The sequence below is a fragment of the Mycobacterium sp. E735 genome (assembly GCF_001666955.1).
Classification (GTDB): domain Bacteria; phylum Actinomycetota; class Actinomycetes; order Mycobacteriales; family Mycobacteriaceae; genus Mycobacterium.
This window is the reverse complement of record NZ_LZIX01000336.1, coordinates 1-18,281: the sequence shown is the minus strand read 5'-3', so window position 1 is coordinate 18,281 and position 18,281 is coordinate 1. Positions and strand designations below refer to the sequence as shown.

At 69.5% G+C, this 18,281-nt stretch carries 18 protein-coding genes and 1 pseudogene; 5 read left to right on the top strand and 14 right to left on the bottom strand.

From position 1 onward, the window contains the following. Window positions 1-28: 28 nt before the first annotated feature. Both clgR and pgsA read right to left on the bottom strand, forming a co-directional pair. The gene (clgR, locus tag A5704_RS27100) at window positions 29-379 is read right to left on the bottom strand and encodes a transcriptional regulator ClgR (protein WP_067747301.1); all 351 of its coding nucleotides are present in this window, start codon (window positions 377-379) and stop codon (window positions 29-31) included. Window positions 380-493: 114 nt separating this feature from the next. Then, on the bottom strand, window positions 494-1,093 hold the full coding sequence (gene pgsA, locus A5704_RS27095) for a CDP-diacylglycerol--glycerol-3-phosphate 3-phosphatidyltransferase (RefSeq protein ID WP_067747298.1): 600 nt from the start codon (window positions 1,091-1,093) through the stop codon (window positions 494-496). A 38-nt stretch (window positions 1,094-1,131) separates the two neighbouring features. Between pgsA and A5704_RS27090 the strand changes: the two genes are divergently transcribed. After that, window positions 1,132-1,659, top strand: coding sequence for an amino-acid N-acetyltransferase (locus A5704_RS27090; protein ID WP_067747296.1), 528 nt, complete (start codon window positions 1,132-1,134; stop codon window positions 1,657-1,659). A 70-nt stretch (window positions 1,660-1,729) separates the two neighbouring features. On the opposite strand, the gene A5704_RS27085 is transcribed toward A5704_RS27090, so the two are convergent. Next, on the bottom strand, window positions 1,730-4,207 hold the full coding sequence (locus A5704_RS27085; protein WP_082954985.1) for a DNA translocase FtsK: 2,478 nt from the start codon (window positions 4,205-4,207) through the stop codon (window positions 1,730-1,732). Window positions 4,208-4,385: 178 nt separating this feature from the next. On the opposite strand from A5704_RS27085, the gene A5704_RS27080 reads away from it, so the two are divergent. The 3 genes from A5704_RS27080 to A5704_RS27070 are packed head-to-tail and all read left to right on the top strand — an operon-like array spanning window position 4,386 to window position 6,386. Then, a complete protein-coding gene (locus A5704_RS27080; RefSeq protein WP_067747293.1) occupies window positions 4,386-4,700 on the top strand; it encodes a putative quinol monooxygenase in 315 nt (104 codons plus the stop codon). Then, entirely contained in the window at window positions 4,697-5,518 is an 822-nt protein-coding gene (locus A5704_RS27075; protein WP_067269159.1) for a mycofactocin-coupled SDR family oxidoreductase, read from the top strand. The genes A5704_RS27080 and A5704_RS27075 overlap by 4 nt, the downstream gene beginning before the upstream one ends. A gap of 4 nt (window positions 5,519-5,522) precedes the next feature. After that, window positions 5,523-6,386, top strand: a complete 864-nt coding sequence (locus A5704_RS27070; RefSeq protein WP_067747291.1) for an SAM-dependent methyltransferase — start codon at window positions 5,523-5,525, stop codon at window positions 6,384-6,386. A gap of 87 nt (window positions 6,387-6,473) precedes the next feature. Here the strand turns inward: A5704_RS27070 and A5704_RS27065 are convergent, their stop codons facing one another. The 9 genes from A5704_RS27065 to A5704_RS27025 form a co-directional block, all read right to left on the bottom strand. Further along, on the bottom strand, window positions 6,474-8,150 hold the full coding sequence (locus tag A5704_RS27065) for a ribonuclease J (RefSeq protein ID WP_067747289.1): 1,677 nt from the start codon (window positions 8,148-8,150) through the stop codon (window positions 6,474-6,476). A 19-nt stretch (window positions 8,151-8,169) separates the two neighbouring features. Then, window positions 8,170-9,072 (bottom strand): 4-hydroxy-tetrahydrodipicolinate synthase, encoded by a 903-nt coding sequence (gene dapA / locus A5704_RS27060; protein ID WP_067747286.1) that lies wholly within the window; start codon window positions 9,070-9,072, stop codon window positions 8,170-8,172. 196 nt (window positions 9,073-9,268) lie between these two features. Continuing rightward, a complete protein-coding gene (gene thyX, locus A5704_RS27055) occupies window positions 9,269-10,021 on the bottom strand; it encodes an FAD-dependent thymidylate synthase (protein WP_067747381.1) in 753 nt (250 codons plus the stop codon). 10 nt (window positions 10,022-10,031) lie between these two features. Next, window positions 10,032-11,093 carry a restriction endonuclease subunit S gene (locus A5704_RS27050; protein ID WP_067747284.1) on the bottom strand — a complete coding sequence of 354 codons (1,062 nt, stop codon included), beginning with the start codon at window positions 11,091-11,093 and terminating at the stop codon, window positions 10,032-10,034. Continuing rightward, window positions 11,090-12,463 carry an N-6 DNA methylase gene (locus A5704_RS27045; RefSeq protein ID WP_067747282.1) on the bottom strand — a complete coding sequence of 458 codons (1,374 nt, stop codon included), beginning with the start codon at window positions 12,461-12,463 and terminating at the stop codon, window positions 11,090-11,092. Before A5704_RS27045 ends, A5704_RS27050 begins: the two co-directional genes overlap by 4 nt. Next, complete coding sequence (locus A5704_RS27040) at window positions 12,463-13,707, bottom strand: winged helix-turn-helix domain-containing protein (RefSeq protein WP_197499043.1); 1,245 nt, start codon at window positions 13,705-13,707, stop codon at window positions 12,463-12,465. The genes A5704_RS27045 and A5704_RS27040 overlap by 1 nt, the downstream gene beginning before the upstream one ends. 50 nt (window positions 13,708-13,757) lie before the next feature. Beyond that, the gene (locus tag A5704_RS27035; protein ID WP_067747280.1) at window positions 13,758-14,459 is read right to left on the bottom strand and encodes a cell division protein DivIVA; all 702 of its coding nucleotides are present in this window, start codon (window positions 14,457-14,459) and stop codon (window positions 13,758-13,760) included. Window positions 14,460-14,545: 86 nt separating this feature from the next. Beyond that, a complete protein-coding gene (locus A5704_RS27030) occupies window positions 14,546-15,043 on the bottom strand; it encodes a dihydrofolate reductase (RefSeq protein WP_067891980.1) in 498 nt (165 codons plus the stop codon). After that, window positions 15,040-15,840, bottom strand: coding sequence for a thymidylate synthase (locus tag A5704_RS27025; protein WP_067747276.1), 801 nt, complete (start codon window positions 15,838-15,840; stop codon window positions 15,040-15,042). Before A5704_RS27025 ends, A5704_RS27030 begins: the two co-directional genes overlap by 4 nt. Before the next feature lie 42 nt (window positions 15,841-15,882). On the opposite strand from A5704_RS27025, the pseudogene A5704_RS27020 reads away from it, so the two are divergent. Continuing rightward, window positions 15,883-16,622: pseudogene (locus A5704_RS27020) on the top strand (dienelactone hydrolase family protein). Here the strand turns inward: A5704_RS27020 and A5704_RS27015 are convergent. Next, the gene (locus tag A5704_RS27015; protein ID WP_067747266.1) at window positions 16,611-17,825 is read right to left on the bottom strand and encodes a glycosyltransferase; all 1,215 of its coding nucleotides are present in this window, start codon (window positions 17,823-17,825) and stop codon (window positions 16,611-16,613) included. The pseudogene A5704_RS27020 and the gene A5704_RS27015 sit on opposite strands and share 12 nt — an antisense overlap. A 198-nt stretch (window positions 17,826-18,023) precedes the next feature. Next, a partial coding sequence (locus tag A5704_RS27010) for an acyl-CoA dehydrogenase family protein (protein WP_197504903.1) occupies window positions 18,024-18,281 on the bottom strand: 258 nt, incomplete at its 5' end.

Genomic DNA, 18,281 nt, shown 5'->3' with positions numbered 1-18,281 from the left:
AGCGGTCCATCGTTGCCGACGGTGCGGCTCAGGCGATCGCCAGGGATGCCACCGGCGGGATGACGACCTTGGTGTCGGCGTCGATGCTGGGGCCGCGCAGCCCGTCGGCGGGCGCCCCGTGGGCCACGCGTTCGCGGGCCCGTTCCTGGCCGGCCATCCGCTCGCCGGCGTCGGTCAGCACCGACGACAGCGGGACCTGCAACGCCTCGCAGATCGCGTTGAGCAGCTCGCTGGACGGCTCCTTGCGGCCACGCTCCACCTCGGACAAATACCCAAGGCTCACTCGCGCCGAATCGGAGACCTCGCGCAGCGTCCGGCCCTGCGTCATGCGGGCCTCACGCAGCACGTCGCCGATGACCTCGCGCACTAATGGCGGCATTCCTGCCCTCCTTCGTCCAGTCAGCCCGCTCGGCGCGAATAGGCCGCGACTGCAGGCGCTCAAAAGGTGAAACGCGGGCGGCGGGGCGTTGGTTCCCGTTCGGCGACCGCAGAATCAGTCGGATGTCCGGCGCACTTCCCGCACGGTCGACACCACGTAGTCGATGCCGGTGACGATCGTGAGCACGATCGCCACCCCCATCACCACCGCCGCCGCCACCCGCAGCGGCCCCGACAGCGGCAGGATGAACAGGCCGATCGCCACCACCTGCACCACGGTCTTGACCTTGCCGCCCCAGCTGGCCGGGATGACCCCGCGGCGGATCACGGCCAGCCGCAGCACGGTCACCCCGAACTCGCGGGCCAGGATCACCACGGTGACCCACCAGGGCAGGTCACCCAGCATCGACAGGCCGATCAGCGCCGAGCCGACCAGCGTCTTGTCCGCGATCGGATCGACGAAGGCCCCGAATTCCGTTGCCATGCCGTAATTGCGGGCCAGCAGGCCATCCAACCGATCGGTGATGCAGGCGATCGCGAAGATCACGAAAGCCACGATCCGAAAGGCGAACTCGTGACCGTCCTTGGCGAACAGCGCGAGCAGGAAGATCGGGACCAACACCAGCCGCAGCAACGTCAGCGTGTTGGCGAGGTTTGCGATGTGGACGCGGCCCGGCGGTCCGGTCAACGGACCCGTTTGCGGCTGCCCCGACACCGCAACAGAATAACTGTTGACCAGCGCAGCCGTCCCCGATGCCGATACTGTTAGCCGTGACCGATAGTTCGCAGGACTGCCTGGTGCGACGCGCGCGAACCTCCGACGTCCCCGCCATCAAGCAGCTCGTCGACACCTACGCCGGCAGGATCCTGCTCGAGAAGAACCTGGTGACGCTGTACGAGGCCGTCCAGGAATTCTGGGTGGCCGAACGCGAGGGCGCCGTGGTCGGCTGCGGTGCGCTGCACGTGATGTGGTCCGACCTGGGCGAGATCCGCACCGTCGCGGTCGACCCGGCGATGACAGGCCACGGCATCGGCCACGCGATCGTCGACCGGCTGCTTGAGGTCGCGCGCGAGCTGCAGCTCAAGCGGCTGTTCGTGCTCACGTTCGAGACGGAGTTCTTCGGCAAGCACGGGTTCACCGAGATCGAGGGCACGCCGGTGACCGCGGAGGTGTTCGAGGAGATGTGCCGCTCCTACGACATCGGTGTCGCCGAGTTCCTCGACCTGAGTTACGTCAAGCCCAACATCCTGGGCAACTCCCGCATGCTGCTGGTGCTCTGACTCGCCGAGCGTGACATGAGGCGGGAAATCGGCCGAAATCTCGCCGTGGGTGCACGTTCGGCGCCGGGGGCTAGTCGTCGGGGTCGCCGCCGTCGGCGTCGGCGCCGCCCCGGATCAGCGCCAGCGTTCCGGCCAGCTCGTCGGGCTTGACCAGCACGTCGCGCGCCTTGGATCCCTCGCTGGGCCCGACGATGCCGCGCGTCTCCATCAGGTCCATCAGCCGGCCGGCCTTGGCGAAGCCGACCCGCAGCTTGCGCTGCAGCATCGAGGTGGAGCCGAACTGGCTGGACACCACGAGCTCGACCGCCTGCAAGAACACGTCCATGTCGTCGCCGATGTCCGGGTCGACGTCGGTGCGCTCGCCGGTGGGCTTGGCCGTCGTGACGCCCTCGGTGTATTCGGGCTCGGCCTGGTCCTTGCAGGCCGTGACGACGGCGTGGATCTCCTCGTCGGTGATGTAGGCGCCCTGCAGGCGCAGCGGCTTGCTCGCGCCCATCGGCAGGAACAGGCCGTCGCCCATGCCGATCAGCTTCTCGGCGCCGGCCTGGTCCAGGATCACCCGGCTGTCGGTGAGCGACGACGTCGCGAACGCGAGCCGCGACGGCACGTTGGTCTTGATCAGGCCGGTGACCACGTCGACCGACGGGCGCTGGGTGGCCAGCACCAGGTGGATGCCCGCCGCCCGGGCCTTCTGGGTGATCCGCACGATGGCGTCCTCGACGTCGCGGGGCGCGGTCATCATCAGGTCGGCCAGCTCGTCGACGATCGCGACGACGTACGGGTAGGGCCGGTATTCGCGCTGGCTGCCCAGCGGCGCGGTGATGGCCCCCGACCGCACCTTTGCGTTGAAGTCGTCGATGTGGCGCACCCGGGAAGCCTGCATGTCCTGGTAGCGCTGCTCCATCTCCTCGACCAGCCAGGCCAGGGCGGCCGCGGCCTTCTTCGGCTGCGTGATGATCGGGGTGATCAGGTGCGGAATCCCCTCGTACGGGGTCAGCTCCACCATCTTCGGGTCGATCAGGATCATCCTGACCTCCTCGGGCGTGGCCCGGGTCAGCAAGGAGACCAGCATGGAGTTGACGAAGCTCGACTTACCCGAACCGGTGGAGCCGGCGACCAGCAGGTGCGGCATCTTGGCCAGGTTGGCCGAGATGAAGTCGCCCTCGATGTCCTTGCCAAGCCCGATCACCAGCGGGTGGTGGTCGCGGCGGGTCGACGGCGCGGTGAGCACGTCGGCCAGCCGCACCATCTCCCGGTCGGTGTTGGGCACCTCGATGCCGACGGCGGATTTGCCGGGGATCGGGGCCAGCATGCGCACGCTCTCGGTGGCCACCGCGTAGGCGATGTTCTTCTGCAGCGCGGTGATCTTCTCCACCTTCACGCCCGGGCCCAGCTCGACCTCGTACCGGGTGACGGTCGGCCCGCGGGTGCAGCCGGTGACGGCCGCGTCGACCTTGAACTGGGTGAGCACCTCGCTGATGGCGTCGGCCATGACCGTGTTGGCGGCGCTGCGCTTCTTCGGCGGGTCCCCCGCCACCAGCAGGTTCAGCGAGGGCAGCGTGTAGGGGCCCTCGACGACCCGGTCGACGATCTCGGGCGGCTTCTTGGCGCGACGGCGGCTCTTCCCGATGGCCGGCTCCGGTGTGGTGGGGATGTCGTCCTCGTTGTCCCGCAGGGCAGGGGCCGGGTCGGCCGCCGGCCAGGCTTGCGGCTCGTCTTCGGGAAGCGAGCTCTCGTCGTAAAAGTCTTCGGCCACAGCGGAATCCGCGTAGTCGTCATAGTCGTCGTACTCGCCGTATTCGTCGTCGCCGAGCAACCGGGCGCCGAACATGGCGCGGACCGCGTCGGGCACCTCGCGAATCGTGGTTCCGGTCAGCAACAGCAGGCCGAACATGAAGCCGATGAACAACAGGGGCGCGGCGATAAAGGCCGTCAACCCGTCCGACAGCGGGCCGCCGATGGCGAAGCCGATGAATCCCGCCGCGCGGCGGCGCGCCTCGGGGTCTTCGGGCGAGCCGGACCACAGGTGCCGCAGTCCGAGCACCGACAGCGCGATCAGGGTGCCGCCCAGGATGAGCCTGGGGCGCGCATCGGGATTGGGCTGGGTGCGCATCAGCGTCACCGCCACCGCGGCGGTGACGACCGGGAGCGCCAGCACGCCCGCACCGATGAAGGTCCGCAACAGCGTGTCGACCCACGCACCGACCGGTCGGGCGGCGTTGAACCACGAGCTCGCGGCGACCACGACGGAAAGGCCGAGCAGCATCAGCGCGATCCCGTCGCGGCGGTGTCCCGGGTCGATGTCGCGGGCCCGCCCGATCGACCGGGCCGCGCCGCCGGTGCTGCGGGCGGCCATCAGCCAGGTGGCGCGCAGGGCGCGCCCGCCGGTCAGCCCGGCGGCCACCAGCAGCGACTGGTTGCGCCGTTTCGCGGGCCTGCTCGGCCGCTTGCGGGGTGCCGCCGGCCGCGCGCGACCCGACCCACTCCGCGAAGTGGCCTTTGACCTGCTCGTTCGAGCTTTGGAGCGGGCCGCGGTCTTATTAGCCATGTCGGCAAGGGTAGTCGCACCGACATCATCTACACCACCCGCCACACTGGTAACGGTTTGGCCATGTGACCCATCTGACGGGTGGTCCAAGGGGCCGCGTGAGTAGGGTGGACAACCGGTGACCCAGGTAACAGAGCCATGCACGTCACCCACCCCGTACGCCCCAGGAGGCCTCAGCATGCCCGTCGTCGTCGTTGCCACCATGACCGTCAAACCGGAATCGGTCGACACAGTCCGCGACATCCTCACGCAGGCGGTGGAGGAAGTGCACAACGAACCGGGTTGCCAGTTGTACTCACTGCACCAATCGGGCGAAACCTTCGTCTTCGTCGAGCAGTGGGCCGACGAAGAGGCGCTCAAGACCCACAGCACCGCCCCGGCCATCGGCAAGATGTTCGGCGCCGCCGGCGAGCACCTGGCCGGGGCGCCGGACATCAAGATGCTGCAGCCCGTGCCCGCGGGTGACCCGGACAAGGGTCAGCTGCGGTCCTGATGACCCGGCCACTCGAGGGCAAGGTCGCCTTCATCACCGGCGCGGCGCGCGGCCAGGGTCGCGCGCACGCGGTGCGGCTGGCCTCCGACGGCGCGGACATCATCGCGGTCGACCTGTGCGACCAGATCGCCAGCGTCCCCTATCCGCTGGCCACCGAGGAAGACCTGGCGCAAACCGTCAAGCTGGTCGAGGACACGGGCTCGCGCATCGTGGCCGCTCGTGGCGACGTGCGCGACCGGGCGTCGCTGTCGGCCGCCCTGCAGGCCGGCCTGGACGAGTTCGGCCGGCTCGACATCGTCGTCGCCAACGCCGGCATCGCACCGATGCAATCGGGTGACGACGGCTGGCGCGACGTCATCGACGTCAACCTCACCGGCGTCTACAACACCATCAAGGCCGCCATCCCGACCATGGTCAAGCAGGGCACCGGGGGGTCGATCGTGCTGATCAGTTCCAGCGCCGGGCTGGCCGGGGTGGGCAGCCCGGACGCCGGTTCCGTCGGCTATGCGGCCGCCAAACACGGCGTGGTGGGGCTGATGCGGGTATACGCGAATCTGCTTGCAACACAGTATATTCGGGTCAACTCGATACACCCCTCGGGTGTCGAGACCCCGATGATCAACAACGAGTTCACCCGGGAATGGCTGGCCAAGATGGCCGCCGCGACCGACACGCCCGGAGCCATGGGCAACGCGATGCCGGTGGAGGTACTGGACGTCGAGGACGTCGCCAACGCGGTGGCGTGGCTGGTGAGCGACCAGGCGCGCTACATCACCGGCGTGACGTTGCCGGTCGACGCCGGCTTCTTGAACAAGTAGTCGAATGCCACGAAACTCCGCCGCGCAGACCGCCTTTGGGCCGATGGTGCTGGCGGCCGTCGAACAGAACGAACCGCCGGGCCGCCGCTTGGTGGACGACGACCTGGCGGAGCTGTTCCTGCCGGCGCCGCTGCGGTTGCTGGTGGCGGCGACACGCGCCCGGCCGGTGCGCCGCCTGATGATGCGCGGATCGGAGTGGTCGGGCCGCGGGCTGTGGGCGAACCTAGCCTGCCGCAAGCGATTTATCGGCGACAAGCTGGCCGAGGCGCTCGACGGCATCGACGCCGTCGTCATCCTCGGCGCCGGACTGGACACCCGCGCCTACCTGCTGACACGGCAGATTCGCATCCCCGTGTTCGAGGTCGACCTGCCCGTCAACGTCGCCCGGAAGGTGAAGACGGTCCGACGGGTGCTGGGCGGCCCGCCGATGTCGGTCCGGCAGGTGGCGTTGGACCTGGAGCGCGACGACCTGCTGACGGCCCTGGCCGAGCACGGCTATCGCACCGACTACCGGGCCTTTTTCATCTGCGAGGGCGTCACCCAATACCTGACCGAAGCCACCGTCCGGCGGACGCTGGAGGGGTTGCGCGCGGCCGCGCCCGGCAGTCGTCTGGTATTCACCTACGTCCGGCGCGATTTCATCGAAGGCAAGAATCGGTACGGCACTCGTACGCTCTATCGCAGCGTCCGGCAGTTGTGGCGCTTCGGTTTACAGCCCGAAGAGGTCGGCGCGTTCGTCGGGGATTACGGTTGGCGACTGCTGGAGCAGGCCGGCCCCGACGAACTCGTCCAGCGCTACGTGGAGCCGACCGGTCGCAAACTCAAGGCCTCGCAACTGGAATGGTCGGCCTACGCGGAGAAGCTTTAGCCCCCCGCCTCACCTCCCGCGCCGCGACACATAATCGTCCGCGACGACACGCCGCTAAGCGTCGCAGCGGTTGATGTTTCGCGGGGCTCAGACCTCGATGACCGTCGGCACGATCATCGGTTGCCGCCGGTAGGTCTCGCCCACCCACTTGCCGACGGTGCGGCGCACGGCCTGCGCGATGCGGCCCGGGTCGGTGATGTTGTCGGCGGCAAGCAGTTCCAGCTCCGCCTCGACCCGGCGCCCGGCGGGTTCCAGCGCCTTGGGGTCCTCGGAGAACCCGCGTGAATGCAGGTGCGGCGCGGCCACCGGACGCCCGGTGCCGCGCTGGACGACCACCGTCACCGCGACGAAACCCGACGACAGGATGAGCCGTTCGCCGAGCGTGATGTCGCCGACGTCGCCGCTGATCAGCCCGTCGACGAACATCTTGCCCACCGGCACCGCCCCGGCGATCGACGCCGTGCCGGCGACCAGGTCGACGCTGACGCCGTTCTCCGCCAACAGGATCGACTCCTCCGGCACCCCGGTGCTGGCCGCCAGCTTGGCGTTGGCCCGCAGCATCCGCCAGGTGCCGTGCACCGGCATGACGTTGCGCGGCCGCACGCCGTTGTAGAGGAACAGCAGCTCACCGGCGTACGCGTGACCCGAAACATGCACCCGGGCTTGGGCATTGGTGACGACGCGGGCCCCAATCTTGGCGAGCGCGTCGATCACGCCGTAGACCGCCTCCTCGTTGCCGGGGATCAGCGACGAGGCCAGCACGATCAAATCGCCCGCCGTCAGCGTGATGCTGCGATGCTCGCCGCGCGACATCCGCGACAGCGCCGACATGGGTTCGCCCTGGGTGCCGGTGGTGATCAGCACCACCCGCTCGGGCGGCATCATCTCGGCCGCGCCGATGTCGATCACGTCGGAATCGGCCACCCGCAGGAACCCGAGCTCGCGGGCGATGCCCATGTTGCGCACCATCGAGCGCCCGACGAAGGACACGCGGCGGCCCAACGCGACCGCGGCATCGATGATCTGCTGCACCCGGTCCACATTGGAGGCGAAGCACGCCACGATGACGCGGCCCTCGGCGCCGCGGATCAGGCGGTGCAGCGTCGGCCCCACCTCGCTCTCCGACGGCCCGACGCCCGGGATCTCGGAGTTGGTCGAGTCGCACAGGAACAGGTCCACTCCGGCGTCACCGAGCCGGGACATCCCGGGCAGATCGGTGGGCCGCCCGTCGAGGGGCAGCTGATCGAGCTTGATGTCGCCGGTGTGCAAGACGGTTCCCGCGCCGGTGTGCACGGCGATGGCCAGCGCGTCGGGGATGGAGTGGTTGACGGCGAAGTACTCGCACTCGAAGACGCCGTGCGTGCTGCGCTGCCCCTCGGTCACCTCGACGAACACCGGCTTGAGCCGGTGCTCACGGCATTTCGCCGCCACCAGCGCGAGGGTGAACTTCGACCCGACCACGGGGATATCGGGGCGCAGCTTCAACAGGAACGGGATGCCGCCGATGTGATCCTCGTGCGCGTGGGTCAGCACCAGCGCCTCGATGTCGTCGAGCCGATCTTCGATCAGGCGCAAGTCCGGCAGTATCAGGTCCACCCCGGGCTCGTCGTGGGTGGGGAACATCACCCCGCAGTCGATGATCAGCAGCCGACCCAGGTGCTCGAAAACCGTCATGTTGCGGCCGATTTCGCTGATGCCGCCCAGCGCGGTGACCCGCAACCCACCAGTGGTCAAGGGACCAGGGGGGGCGAGGTCTACATCCACTTACCGGCCACCCTCTGCCTCACCGCAGCACCGAGGCCGCGCGCATATCGGCGGCCAGGGCATCGATCTGCTCGGGTGTGGCCGGCATCTGCGGCAACCGGGGATCGCCGACCTCGATGCCCTGCAGGCGCAGACCCGCCTTGGACAGCGTCACGCCGCCCAGCCGGCCCATCGCGTCACACAACGGGGCGAGGGTGCTGTTGATCTTGCGGGCGGTGGCGATGTCGCCGGATGCGAACGCGGACAACATCTCTCGGAGCTGGCCCGCGGCCAGATGCGAGATCACGCTGATGAATCCGGTGGCGCCCATGGCCAGCCACGGCAGGTTCAGCGCGTCGTCGCCCGAGTAGTAGGCCAGTCCCGTCTCGGCCATGATCTGGCCGCCGCCGTGCAGATCGGCCTTGGCGTCCTTGACGCCGACGATGTTGGGGTGCAATGCCAACGCGCGGAGCGTGTCCGCCTCGATCGGCACCACCGACCGCGGCGGAATGTCGTAGAGCAGCACCGGCAGCTCGGTCGCGTCGGCGACGGCGGTGAAGTGCGCGATCAACCCGCTCTGCGGCGGCCTCGAGTAGTAGGGCGTGACCACCAGCAGCCCGTGGGCGCCCTCGGCCGCGCAGGCCTTGGCCAGCCGGACGCTGTGCGCGGTGTCATACGTGCCCGCGCCGGCGATGACCCGGGCGCGGTCGCCCACGGCGTCCAGCACGACGCGCAACAGCTCGCGCTTCTCGTCGTCGGTGGTGGTAGGCGACTCGCCGGTGGTTCCGGAGACCACCAGGCCGTCACATCCGGCGTCTACCAGGTGGTTCGCCAATTGGGCGGCGGCGGCGGTGTCCAGCGAACCGTCGGGAGCGAACGGTGTCGCCATCGCCGTCAGCACGGTTCCCAACCGGGCCGGGGCGTCGAATCCGACGGTGCTCACGGTCTTTAGGTTACCTGGCGGCGGCAAGCTCTTTAGCAACGGCGCGGGCCGGCGCTCCGGTCGGTCGCGGGCGCACGGGCAGCCTCACCAGCCCCACCCTCCCCCGCAGGTCCGGGTATCGCCGAAGTGCCCGCCTCCGAGCGACAACGGCACGGGAGCGGTGGCCGCGGCCCGAGGCCGCAGTGACGGCTGAGGCTCAGGCTTCGGTCGCCAGCGGGCTGGTGGCCACCTGGGTCCCGTCGGCCAGGGTCGAGATCTCGAAGTCGGCGAACACCGCGGGCGCGGCGTCCGCGAGCTGGCGCAGGCATTCGATCGCCAGCCGCCGGATTTCCACGTCGGCGTGCTCGCTGGCGCGCATGGCGATGAAGTGGCGCCAGGTCCGGTAGTTGCCGGTCACGACGATGCGGGTTTCGGTCGCGTTCGGCAGCACGGCCCGAGCGGCCTGCCGCGCCTGCTTGCGCCGCAGGATGGCGTTCGGCTGGTCGGCGAACTTGGCCTCCAGCCTGGCCAGCAGGTCGGCGTAGGTGGCCCGGCTGGCGTCGGCGGCCTCGGTCAGGATGCGCTGGAGTTCGGGGTCGTCTTCCATGCCCGGGGGCACCACGACTTGCGACTCACCCTCGGGGACGTAGCGCTGCGACAGCTGGGAGAAGGAGAAATGCCGGTGCCGGATCAGCTCGTGTGTGAGCGAGCGGGAGACGCCGGTGATGTAGAACGAGACGTTCGCGTGCTCGAGCACGGAGAAATGCCCGACGTCGATGATGTGCTTGATGTAGCCGGCGTTGGTCGCGGTCTTGGGGTTGGGCTTCGACCAGCTCTGATAGCAGGCCCGGCCGGCGAATTCGACCAGCGCCGGCCCCCCGTCGGCGTCGGTGGTCCACGGCACGTCCGGCGGCGCCAGGAACTCGGTCTTGGCGATCAGTTGCACGCGTAGCGGCGCGGTCTCGGCCACGGCGCTCACCTTAACGTGGTGACCGAATCGGGAGCTCACCCGATATCAGCAGCGGCAGCAGCGCGTCGCGGAACTCGGACAACCGCGCGCTTTCGGCGCGGCGCGCGTGGCACAGCGCGCCCAGGCCGGTGATCGCCTCCAATCGCGCGGCGGGCAGGTGCCGGACGTCGGGGACCCGCACCTCCAGCAGATCGCGCGGTTGGATCCGCTGATGGCTGCCCGACGTGCCGGCGACCCGGCGTTGCAACCATGCGGAGACCTCCGGTTGCCGCACGGCCGACCACAGGGTCGACGCGTCCACCCCCACCGGCAGCAGGACGACGAACTCGCTGCTGGCCAAGGCCATTTCCGACGGCAGGCGGGACACGTTCCAGATTCGCGGGATCCGCGGATTGAGCTTCGCGAACAACACGCACGGCCCGGGCAGCAGGAATTTGCCGCTCCTGACGGAGTCGGCGGTCACGACGCGGGGTTTCGCCCCGTCGTCGAACGCCGGAAGGCTGAAATGCGCGACCACGTCGTCGAAGTCGGCCACGTCGAGGAATGCCGTCGACCGGCTCGCCAGGCTGGACACTGGCACGCGCTCGCGGACCGACCCGGCCATGGCCACCATCAGGTTCTCGGCGGCCCCGATCACCCGGTGATTGGCCGAGATCTTGTCGTCAAGGGCGCCGAGCATTTCGGCGATCGCCCCGCGCTGCGGCGCCGCCACGCTGTGCACCGCGACGTCGCGCAGGATTCTCTTGCTCAGCAGCGGCTGTCCCGATCCGGCCCGGTGGTCGCCCAGGCGGCAGGTTTGCATCGCGTAGTACCAGTACCGCGTCTCGCGTGGGTCCTTCGCCCGGCACACCAGTGCGTTCTCGGTGACCCAGGCGTCGGAGTCGCAGTACCGCAGGCTGCCGCACTGCGACCCGACGCGCCCGAGGACGATCAGCGGGCCGGCCGCGTTGTGCTCGGCGGCATAACCGATGGTCCCGTTGGCGCCGTAGACGCGAACGCGTCCGCCCGGCGCCGACCGAGGCGCCCTGCTGCCGGTGCCGAAGTCCAGGTGGTCGCCCAGCGTGGTCTTCACCGCAGGCGCTCCAGTTGTTGGCGCACGACGCCGTCCAGCCGTGCCGATTCGTCCAGCGCCGCCAGCAGGTCACCCGTCAGCCCGGCGATCCTCTCCTCGACGGGCTCGCCGTCGTCCTCGGCCGCCGGCGCACCGACATAGCGACCGGGCGTGAGCGGATAGCCGGCGGCCGCGATGTCGTCGAGCGACACGGACGCGCAGAATCCCGGAACATCCTGATAGGTAACGCCTTTCGCGGCGGCGGATTCCGACCCACGCCACGCGTGATAGGTGTCGCCGATGCGGACGATCTCCTGGTCCGTCAACACCCTTTCGGCGCGCTCGACCAGGTGGCCGAAGCCGCGCGCGTCGATGAACAACACCTGACCGGACCGCTCGCCCTTGTCCGTGTCGAAGAACCACAGGCAAACCGGTATCGAGGTGCTGCGGAACAGTTGCGCGGGCAGGGCGACCATGCACGACACCAGGTCGGCATCGACGATCCGTGCGCGAATGGCGCCCTCTCCCAATGTGTTCGAGGACATCGAGCCATTGGCCATCACCACGCCGGCCTTGCCGCCGGGGGCCAGTTTGGACAGGATGTGCTGAATCCAGGCGTAGTTGGCGTTGCCGGCGGGTGGGACGCCGAACCGCCAGCGGGGGTCGCGCTCGTCGCGGGCCCAATCTTTTATGTTGAAGGGCGGATTGGCCATCACGTAGTCCATTTGCACGCCCGCGTGCAGATCGTCGACGAACGTGTCGGCCCACCGCGCGCCCAGCCCCGTGTTGTCGACGCCGTGCACGGCGAGGTTCATCTTCGCGATCCGCCAGGTCTGCTCGACGCTTTCCTGCCCGCAGATCCTCACTCGCGCGGGATCGCCGTCGTGTTCGGCGATGAACCGCTCGGTCTGCACGAACATGCCGCCCGAACCGCAGCACGGGTCATACACCCGCCCGCCCGACGGTTCCAGCGCCTCGACGAGCACCCGGACCACGCTGGGCGGGGTGAAGAATTCGCCGCCCCGCCGCCCCTCTGCGCGCGCGAAATTGGCCAGAAAGTACTCGTACACCTCGCCCATCAGGTCCCGCGCGCGGCCCGGCTCGCCGAATCGGGCGGCGTCGAGCAGGCGCAGCAGCTCCCCGAGCCGGCGCCGGTCGAGGTCCTCGTAAAACCGCGGCAGCGCCGCCGCCGCCATCGCGTCATCGACGAGCCGCCCGATGTTCGGCGATTCCGCGTTGGCCACCAACAACTTCCACTGGTCCGCCGCGGCGTGCTTGAGGTAGACCAGCCCGAGGATGACGTCCTTGTACTGGCCGGCCGACAGGGAGCCGCGCAGCTTGTTGGCCGCATTCCAAAGCGTGTCCTTGAGCTGTTTGTCCGTCGCCCGCATCAGCTGACCGCCCGCAGGTCGGCGGCCAGGTCCCCCCGGGTCGCGACGCTGAATCCGCTCAGGCTCAGCCACGAAGCCATCGACCGCAGTTCGCCGGCCAGCGCCTCGACCGCGCGGGACCGCGGCGCGTCGGGTTCGCCGAAGGCGCCCATGACGCGCAGCGTGTCGGCGGTCCGGTCGGCCTTGAGGTCGACCCGGGCGACCAGTTGCCCGTCCATCAGCAGCGGCCACACGTAGTAGCCGTACTGGCGCTGGGCGGCCGGCGTGTAGATCTCGATGCGGTAATGAAACCCGAACAGCCGCTCCACCCGAGGCCGAAAGAAGATCAGCGGGTCGAACGGACACAACAGCGCCGTGCCGCGGTCGGCGCGGGGCACCGCCCGGCCGGCGCGCAGGTAGGCCGGCGCGGGCCAGCCGTCGACCTCGACCCGCTCGATCTCCCCCGCGGCCAGCAGGTCGGCGACGGCCGGCTTGACCTGCTGGGCCGATAGCCGGAAGTAGTCGCGGATGTCGGCCTCGGTCCCCACGCCCAACGCGGTGGCGGCCCGCAACGTGAGTTCGCGGACGGCTTCCTCGTCGTCGACCTCCCGCGCCAGCACGGCCGCCGGCAGCACGCGTTCGACCAGGTCATAATGGCGGGCGAAGCCCACCCGCGTGGCCGTGGTGAGCACACCGGCGGCGAACAGCGCCTCGGCGACCCATTTGGTGTCGCTGCGGTTCCACCAGGTGCCCTTCTTGCGGCGCGGCTCGGCGGCGAGGTGCGCCTCGATCTGTCCGGCGGTGCTGGGGCCAAGTTCGGCGACGGCGGCGACGATGTCGTCGGCGAGTTGGGGGTTGGCCTTGACGATGTGGGTGCCCCAGCGACCGTGGCGGTATTGGCGCATTCGCCAGCGCAGCAGCGGCCAGTCGTCGACGGCCACCAGCGCGGCCTCGTGCGCCCAGTATTCGGCCAGCAGCCGCGCCGGGCGCGGGCCCCAGGCGGCGCGATCCAACACGTCGCGGTCGTAGGGCCCGAGCCGGCTGAACACCGGCGCGTAGTGGGCGCGCACCGCGACCGAGACCGAATCAAGTTGCAGGACTTGAATTCTGGATATCAACCGCTTCAGGTGAGCGCGAGTGATCGGACCGGCGGGCGGCGGCTCGGTAAAACCTTGGGCGGCAACGGCGATTCGCCGGGCTTGCGCGGCCGACAGCCTGCGGGTCGGGATCGACACGGCGCCGAGAATACCGGCCGGGTGCGACAACCCTCGGCGGCGACGCGGCGCCGCCCGTCCGTCCGCCCGTTCGAGGCGGGCTAACCCGTGCTGACTTTGCCGTCCAACGGCACGACGACGCTGGGCTCCGGGGCGTTCTTCTGCTCCTGGTAGGCCGACTCGAGCGCGGCCGGAACCGCTTCGAGGTCGCGGAACACGCCCATCAGCTGCTCGAGGACATGGATCCGTTGCCGGATCGCCTCGTCCGCCGCGCGCTGGGCCTGCTCACGATAGTGATCGGCCTCCCGTTGCGCGTCCCGCCACGACTTGTCGATCGCCGCTTCCGTTTCGGCGCGCATCTCGGCCAATTCGGCGTCGAGCTGCTTCTTGGCTTCTTCGTAATCGGTTTCCATGGCTTTTCGTTGCTCGGCCATCTCCGCCAACTCCTCTTCGTGCTTTCGCTGCGCGGCCTGGACCTCGGCCTCGGCCGCGGCGATCATCGCGTCCGCCTCGCTGCGCGCCTCGGCCTGCATCTCGGCGACCTCGTCGACCGCGCGGCGCAGCATCTGCGCCATGCGGCGCTGCACCGCGTGGGGGGAAGGCGAGGTGTCGGCGAGGACGGCGACCTCCTTGCGCAGCGCGGCCGTCTCGTCGCCGGCCGCCTTCAGCCGGCTCCTCAGGTTCTCGACATCGTCGAGCAACAACTGCTGCTTGGTGGTCAGCATCTCGATGTGGGCGTCGACCGCGGACGGATCGTAGCCCCTGAAAATGCGCGTGAACGCTCTCGTGGGTTCGGTTATCACTGCCAATTCCCCCTTCTGGCAACGTGTGGTGACCTGGTGAGACCGACCCCCGCGTCCGAGTGTGTCACGGTCGCGGAGACCGACACTCATGCCCGACGGTAGCTGTGCAGGCGGTACCGCAACCCCGTGCGGCTGACCTGCCACTCCCCCGTCTCACCCAGCCAGCTGTCGTCGAGCACCGGCGCCACGGCGTCGTCGTCGTCGCGCCGCAGGTCGACTTCGACCTCGGTGACCTCGCACCGCGTGGCGCGCGGCAGCGCGAGCAGATACACCTGCTCGCCGCCGATCACCCAGGTCTGCGGCTCACCCTCGCATTCGGCGAGAGCCGCCTCGAGCGATCCGGCGATCTGCGCGCCGTCGGCAACGAAATCGCTCCTTCGCGAGAGTACGACATTTTTGCGGCCCGGCAGCGGCCGGACCTTGCTCGGCAAGGACTCCCATGTGCGCCGGCCCATCACGACCGTATGCCCCACGGTCAGCTCTTTGAACCGGATCAAGTCCTCAGGCACCCGCCAGGGGATGTCGCCGCCGCGACCGATGATGCCGGATGTCGACTGAGCCCAGATCAGCCCGAGTTCGGTCATACCGCGACCGGCGCTTTGATCGCCGGATGCGGGTCGTAATTCTTGACGACCACGTCCTCGTAGGTGTAGTCGAAGATCGAATCACGCTGCGCCAGTACCAGTTCCGGGTAGGGGCGGGGCTCGCGACTCAGCTGGGTGCGCACCTGCTCGACGTGGTTGTCGTAGATGTGGCAGTCGCCGCCCGTCCAGACGAACTCGCCGACCGCCAGGCCGGCCTGGGCGGCCATCATGTGGGTGAGCAGCGCGTAGCTGGCGATGTTGAACGGCACACCGAGAAACAGGTCGGCGCTGCGCTGATACAGCTGGCAACTGAGCCGACCGTCCGCCACGTAGAACTGGAAGAAGGCGTGGCACGGCGGCAGCGCCATCTGCGGGATCTCCCCGACGTTCCAGGCCGACACGATGATGCGCCGCGAGTTCGGGTCCGTGCGCAGCAACTGAAGCGCCGCGCTGATCTGGTCGACGTGCTCACCGGTCGGCGTGGGCCAGGATCGCCACTGCACGCCGTATATCGGCCCGAGATCGCCCGTCTCGCTTGCCCATTCGTCCCAGATGGTGACTCCGTGCTCGTGCAGCCAGGCGACGTTGGAGTCGCCGCGCAAGAACCACAGCAACTCGTAGATGACCGACTTGAGATGCACCTTCTTGGTGGTCAGCAGCGGGAAGCCGGCCGACAGGTCGTAGCGCAATTGCTGGCCGAACAGGCTGCGGGTCCCGGTGCCGGTGCGGTCGGATTTGGCCGTGCCCCGTTCGAGCACCAGGCGCAGCAGGTCCTCATAGGGCGTCGGGATCGGCACGCGGCCAGCTTAGCCGCGGCGGCCGGGAGTAAAACGGAGGCCATGCCGCAATTCACCGACTCCATCACCACCGCCGACGGCAGCTGCCCCGTCGGCCTGTTCACGCCAGCGGGTCCGGGTCCCTGGCCGGGCGTAATCATGTACTGCGATGCCGGCGGGGTGCGTGACACCTTCGACGAGATGGCCGCCAAGCTGGCCGGCTTCGGTTACGCCGTGCTGCTCCCCGACGTGTATTACCGCAGCGGCGACTGGGCCCCGTTCGACATGGGCACCGTGTTCGGCGACGAGCGGGAGCGCAGGCGGCTGTTCGGCATGATCGGCAGCCTCACCCCCGACAAGATCGCCGGCGACGCCGTCGCGTTCTTCGACTACCTGGCGGCCCGCCCGGAGGTGTCCGGGGAACGCTTCGGCGTGTGCGGCTACTGCATGGGCGGGCGGGCGTCGCTGATCGTCGCCGGCCGGGTACCCGAGCGCGTCGCCGCCGCGGCGTCGTTCCACGGCGGTGGCCTGGTGAGCGACGCCGCGGACAGCCCCACCTGCTGGCCGACCGGATGAGCGCGACGGTGTACGTGGGCGGCGCCAAGGACGACGCCTCCTTCACACATGACGACGCCGAACAGCTGGACAAGGCGCTGACCGCAGCCGGCGTGCAGCACACCATCGAGTGGTATCCGGCCGGCCACGGGTTCGCGGTCCCGGACAACGCGCCGTACGACCCCGTCGCGGCCGAGCGGCACTGGCAGGCCATGACCGAGGTCTTCGGTTCCGCGCTACCGCGCTAACCCGTCGAGCAGCAACGACGCCGCCGCCATCGCCCCGTCGGTACGGATCTTGGTGGCCACGACGCCCGCCCGCGCACCGGTCTCCGGCGCCAGGACGGTCTTCAGGGCGGCCGTCAGCGACCGGGCGGTGGGGGCCGGGCCGCCGTGCGCGATGCCGATGCCCAGCTCCGCCACCCGGCCGGCCCAGTACGGCTGGTCGGCCCCCTGCGGCACCAACACCTGCGGCGCGCCGGCCAGCGCGGCGGTGGTCGTGGTGCCCGCACCGCCGTGGTGCACGACGGCCGCGACCCGGGCGAAGAGCGCCCGGTGGTTGAGCTCACCGACGGCCAGGCAATCGTCCCGGTCGTCTATCGGGGTCAGGCCGGACCAGCCGCGGTAGAGAATCGCCCGGTGGCCCAGGGCGCGGACGGCCTCGACGACCGCGCGGGAGACGTCGCTCGCGGCGCGCATGGGCATGCTGCCGAAGCCGACGTACACCGGCGGCGGCCCGTCGTCCAGGAACGCCGCCACGTCCGCAGGCAACGGGCGTTCATCGCAGAGCAGCCACGCCCCCGTCTGGACCACGTCCAGCCCGCTGCCCTCCGGCCACGGGCCCAGGGTCGGATCCGCCGCCAGCCACGGCCGGTCGGTCAGGGCGTGGTCGCGGATGTCATCCACCGGCGGCAGGCCCAGCGACGCGCGGTGGTTGTTGAGCGTCGTCCCGAACAGCGTGTGCATGTGCTGCGCGTCCATCTGCCACAACACCCGGTTGTCGATCGCGCCCGGCGGGATCTGGCCTGCGTACGTCGGGGGCATGTGGTGCGGTGACGGCAGGATCGTCGGCTGGTAGCTCACGTAGACGTAAGGGATGCCCAGGCGCTCGGCCACCGACCGCGCTCCCGCCGCCACCGGTGGAAAGCCGGTTGCGACGAGGAGGTCACAGCCGTCGGCCGCGTCGGCAACCGTGTCGAATTGCGCGGCGACGAGCCCGTCCAGGTGCCGGCGTAGGTCGTCCTCCGACGGCGTGAGCCCGGCCGCCCTGGCGCGCCATGAATCGCCGAATGGACTCAGCTCCAAGCCGATTCCGGCCAGCAGGTCCGCGAATTCCTGGTCCGGCGGCGCGCATACCCGAACTTCCGCGCCGTTCGCTCGCAACTGAACCCCGAGTGCCGCCAACGGTTCGACCGCCCCGCGCGAATCGTGAGTTGACAGCAACACCCGCATTCCGATGTTTTCACCTCCGCACGGCGCGGCCGGCCACGTCGTCGGGCCACCGCGGACCGACACTGTCTCACAAAACGGCGGCCCGCCGTGCGCGCCCATCTTCCAACGAGAAGCGCGCCCTCCCACGAATACAGCGGCGGGAAAACGCATTACACGCTCCCCCGACGGGCCGCGGGGAAAAAATCAATCCGAGCCCAACTATTTCGGCGGCAGGTCCACCAACTCGCCCAGCCGGGCGCGGTGGCGGTAGGCGGTGCCGAAGATCAACTGATCGCTCTTGGCCCGCTTGAGGTAAAGGTGCGCGGGATACTCCCACGTCATGCCGATGCCGCCGTGCAGCTGGACGCATTCCTCGGCGGCGTGCACGGCGACGCCGCTGCAATACGCCTGGGCAAGCGCCGCGGCGACGGCGGCCCGCCACGCCGCCGACACGTGTGCCCGCGCCGACGAAGACGC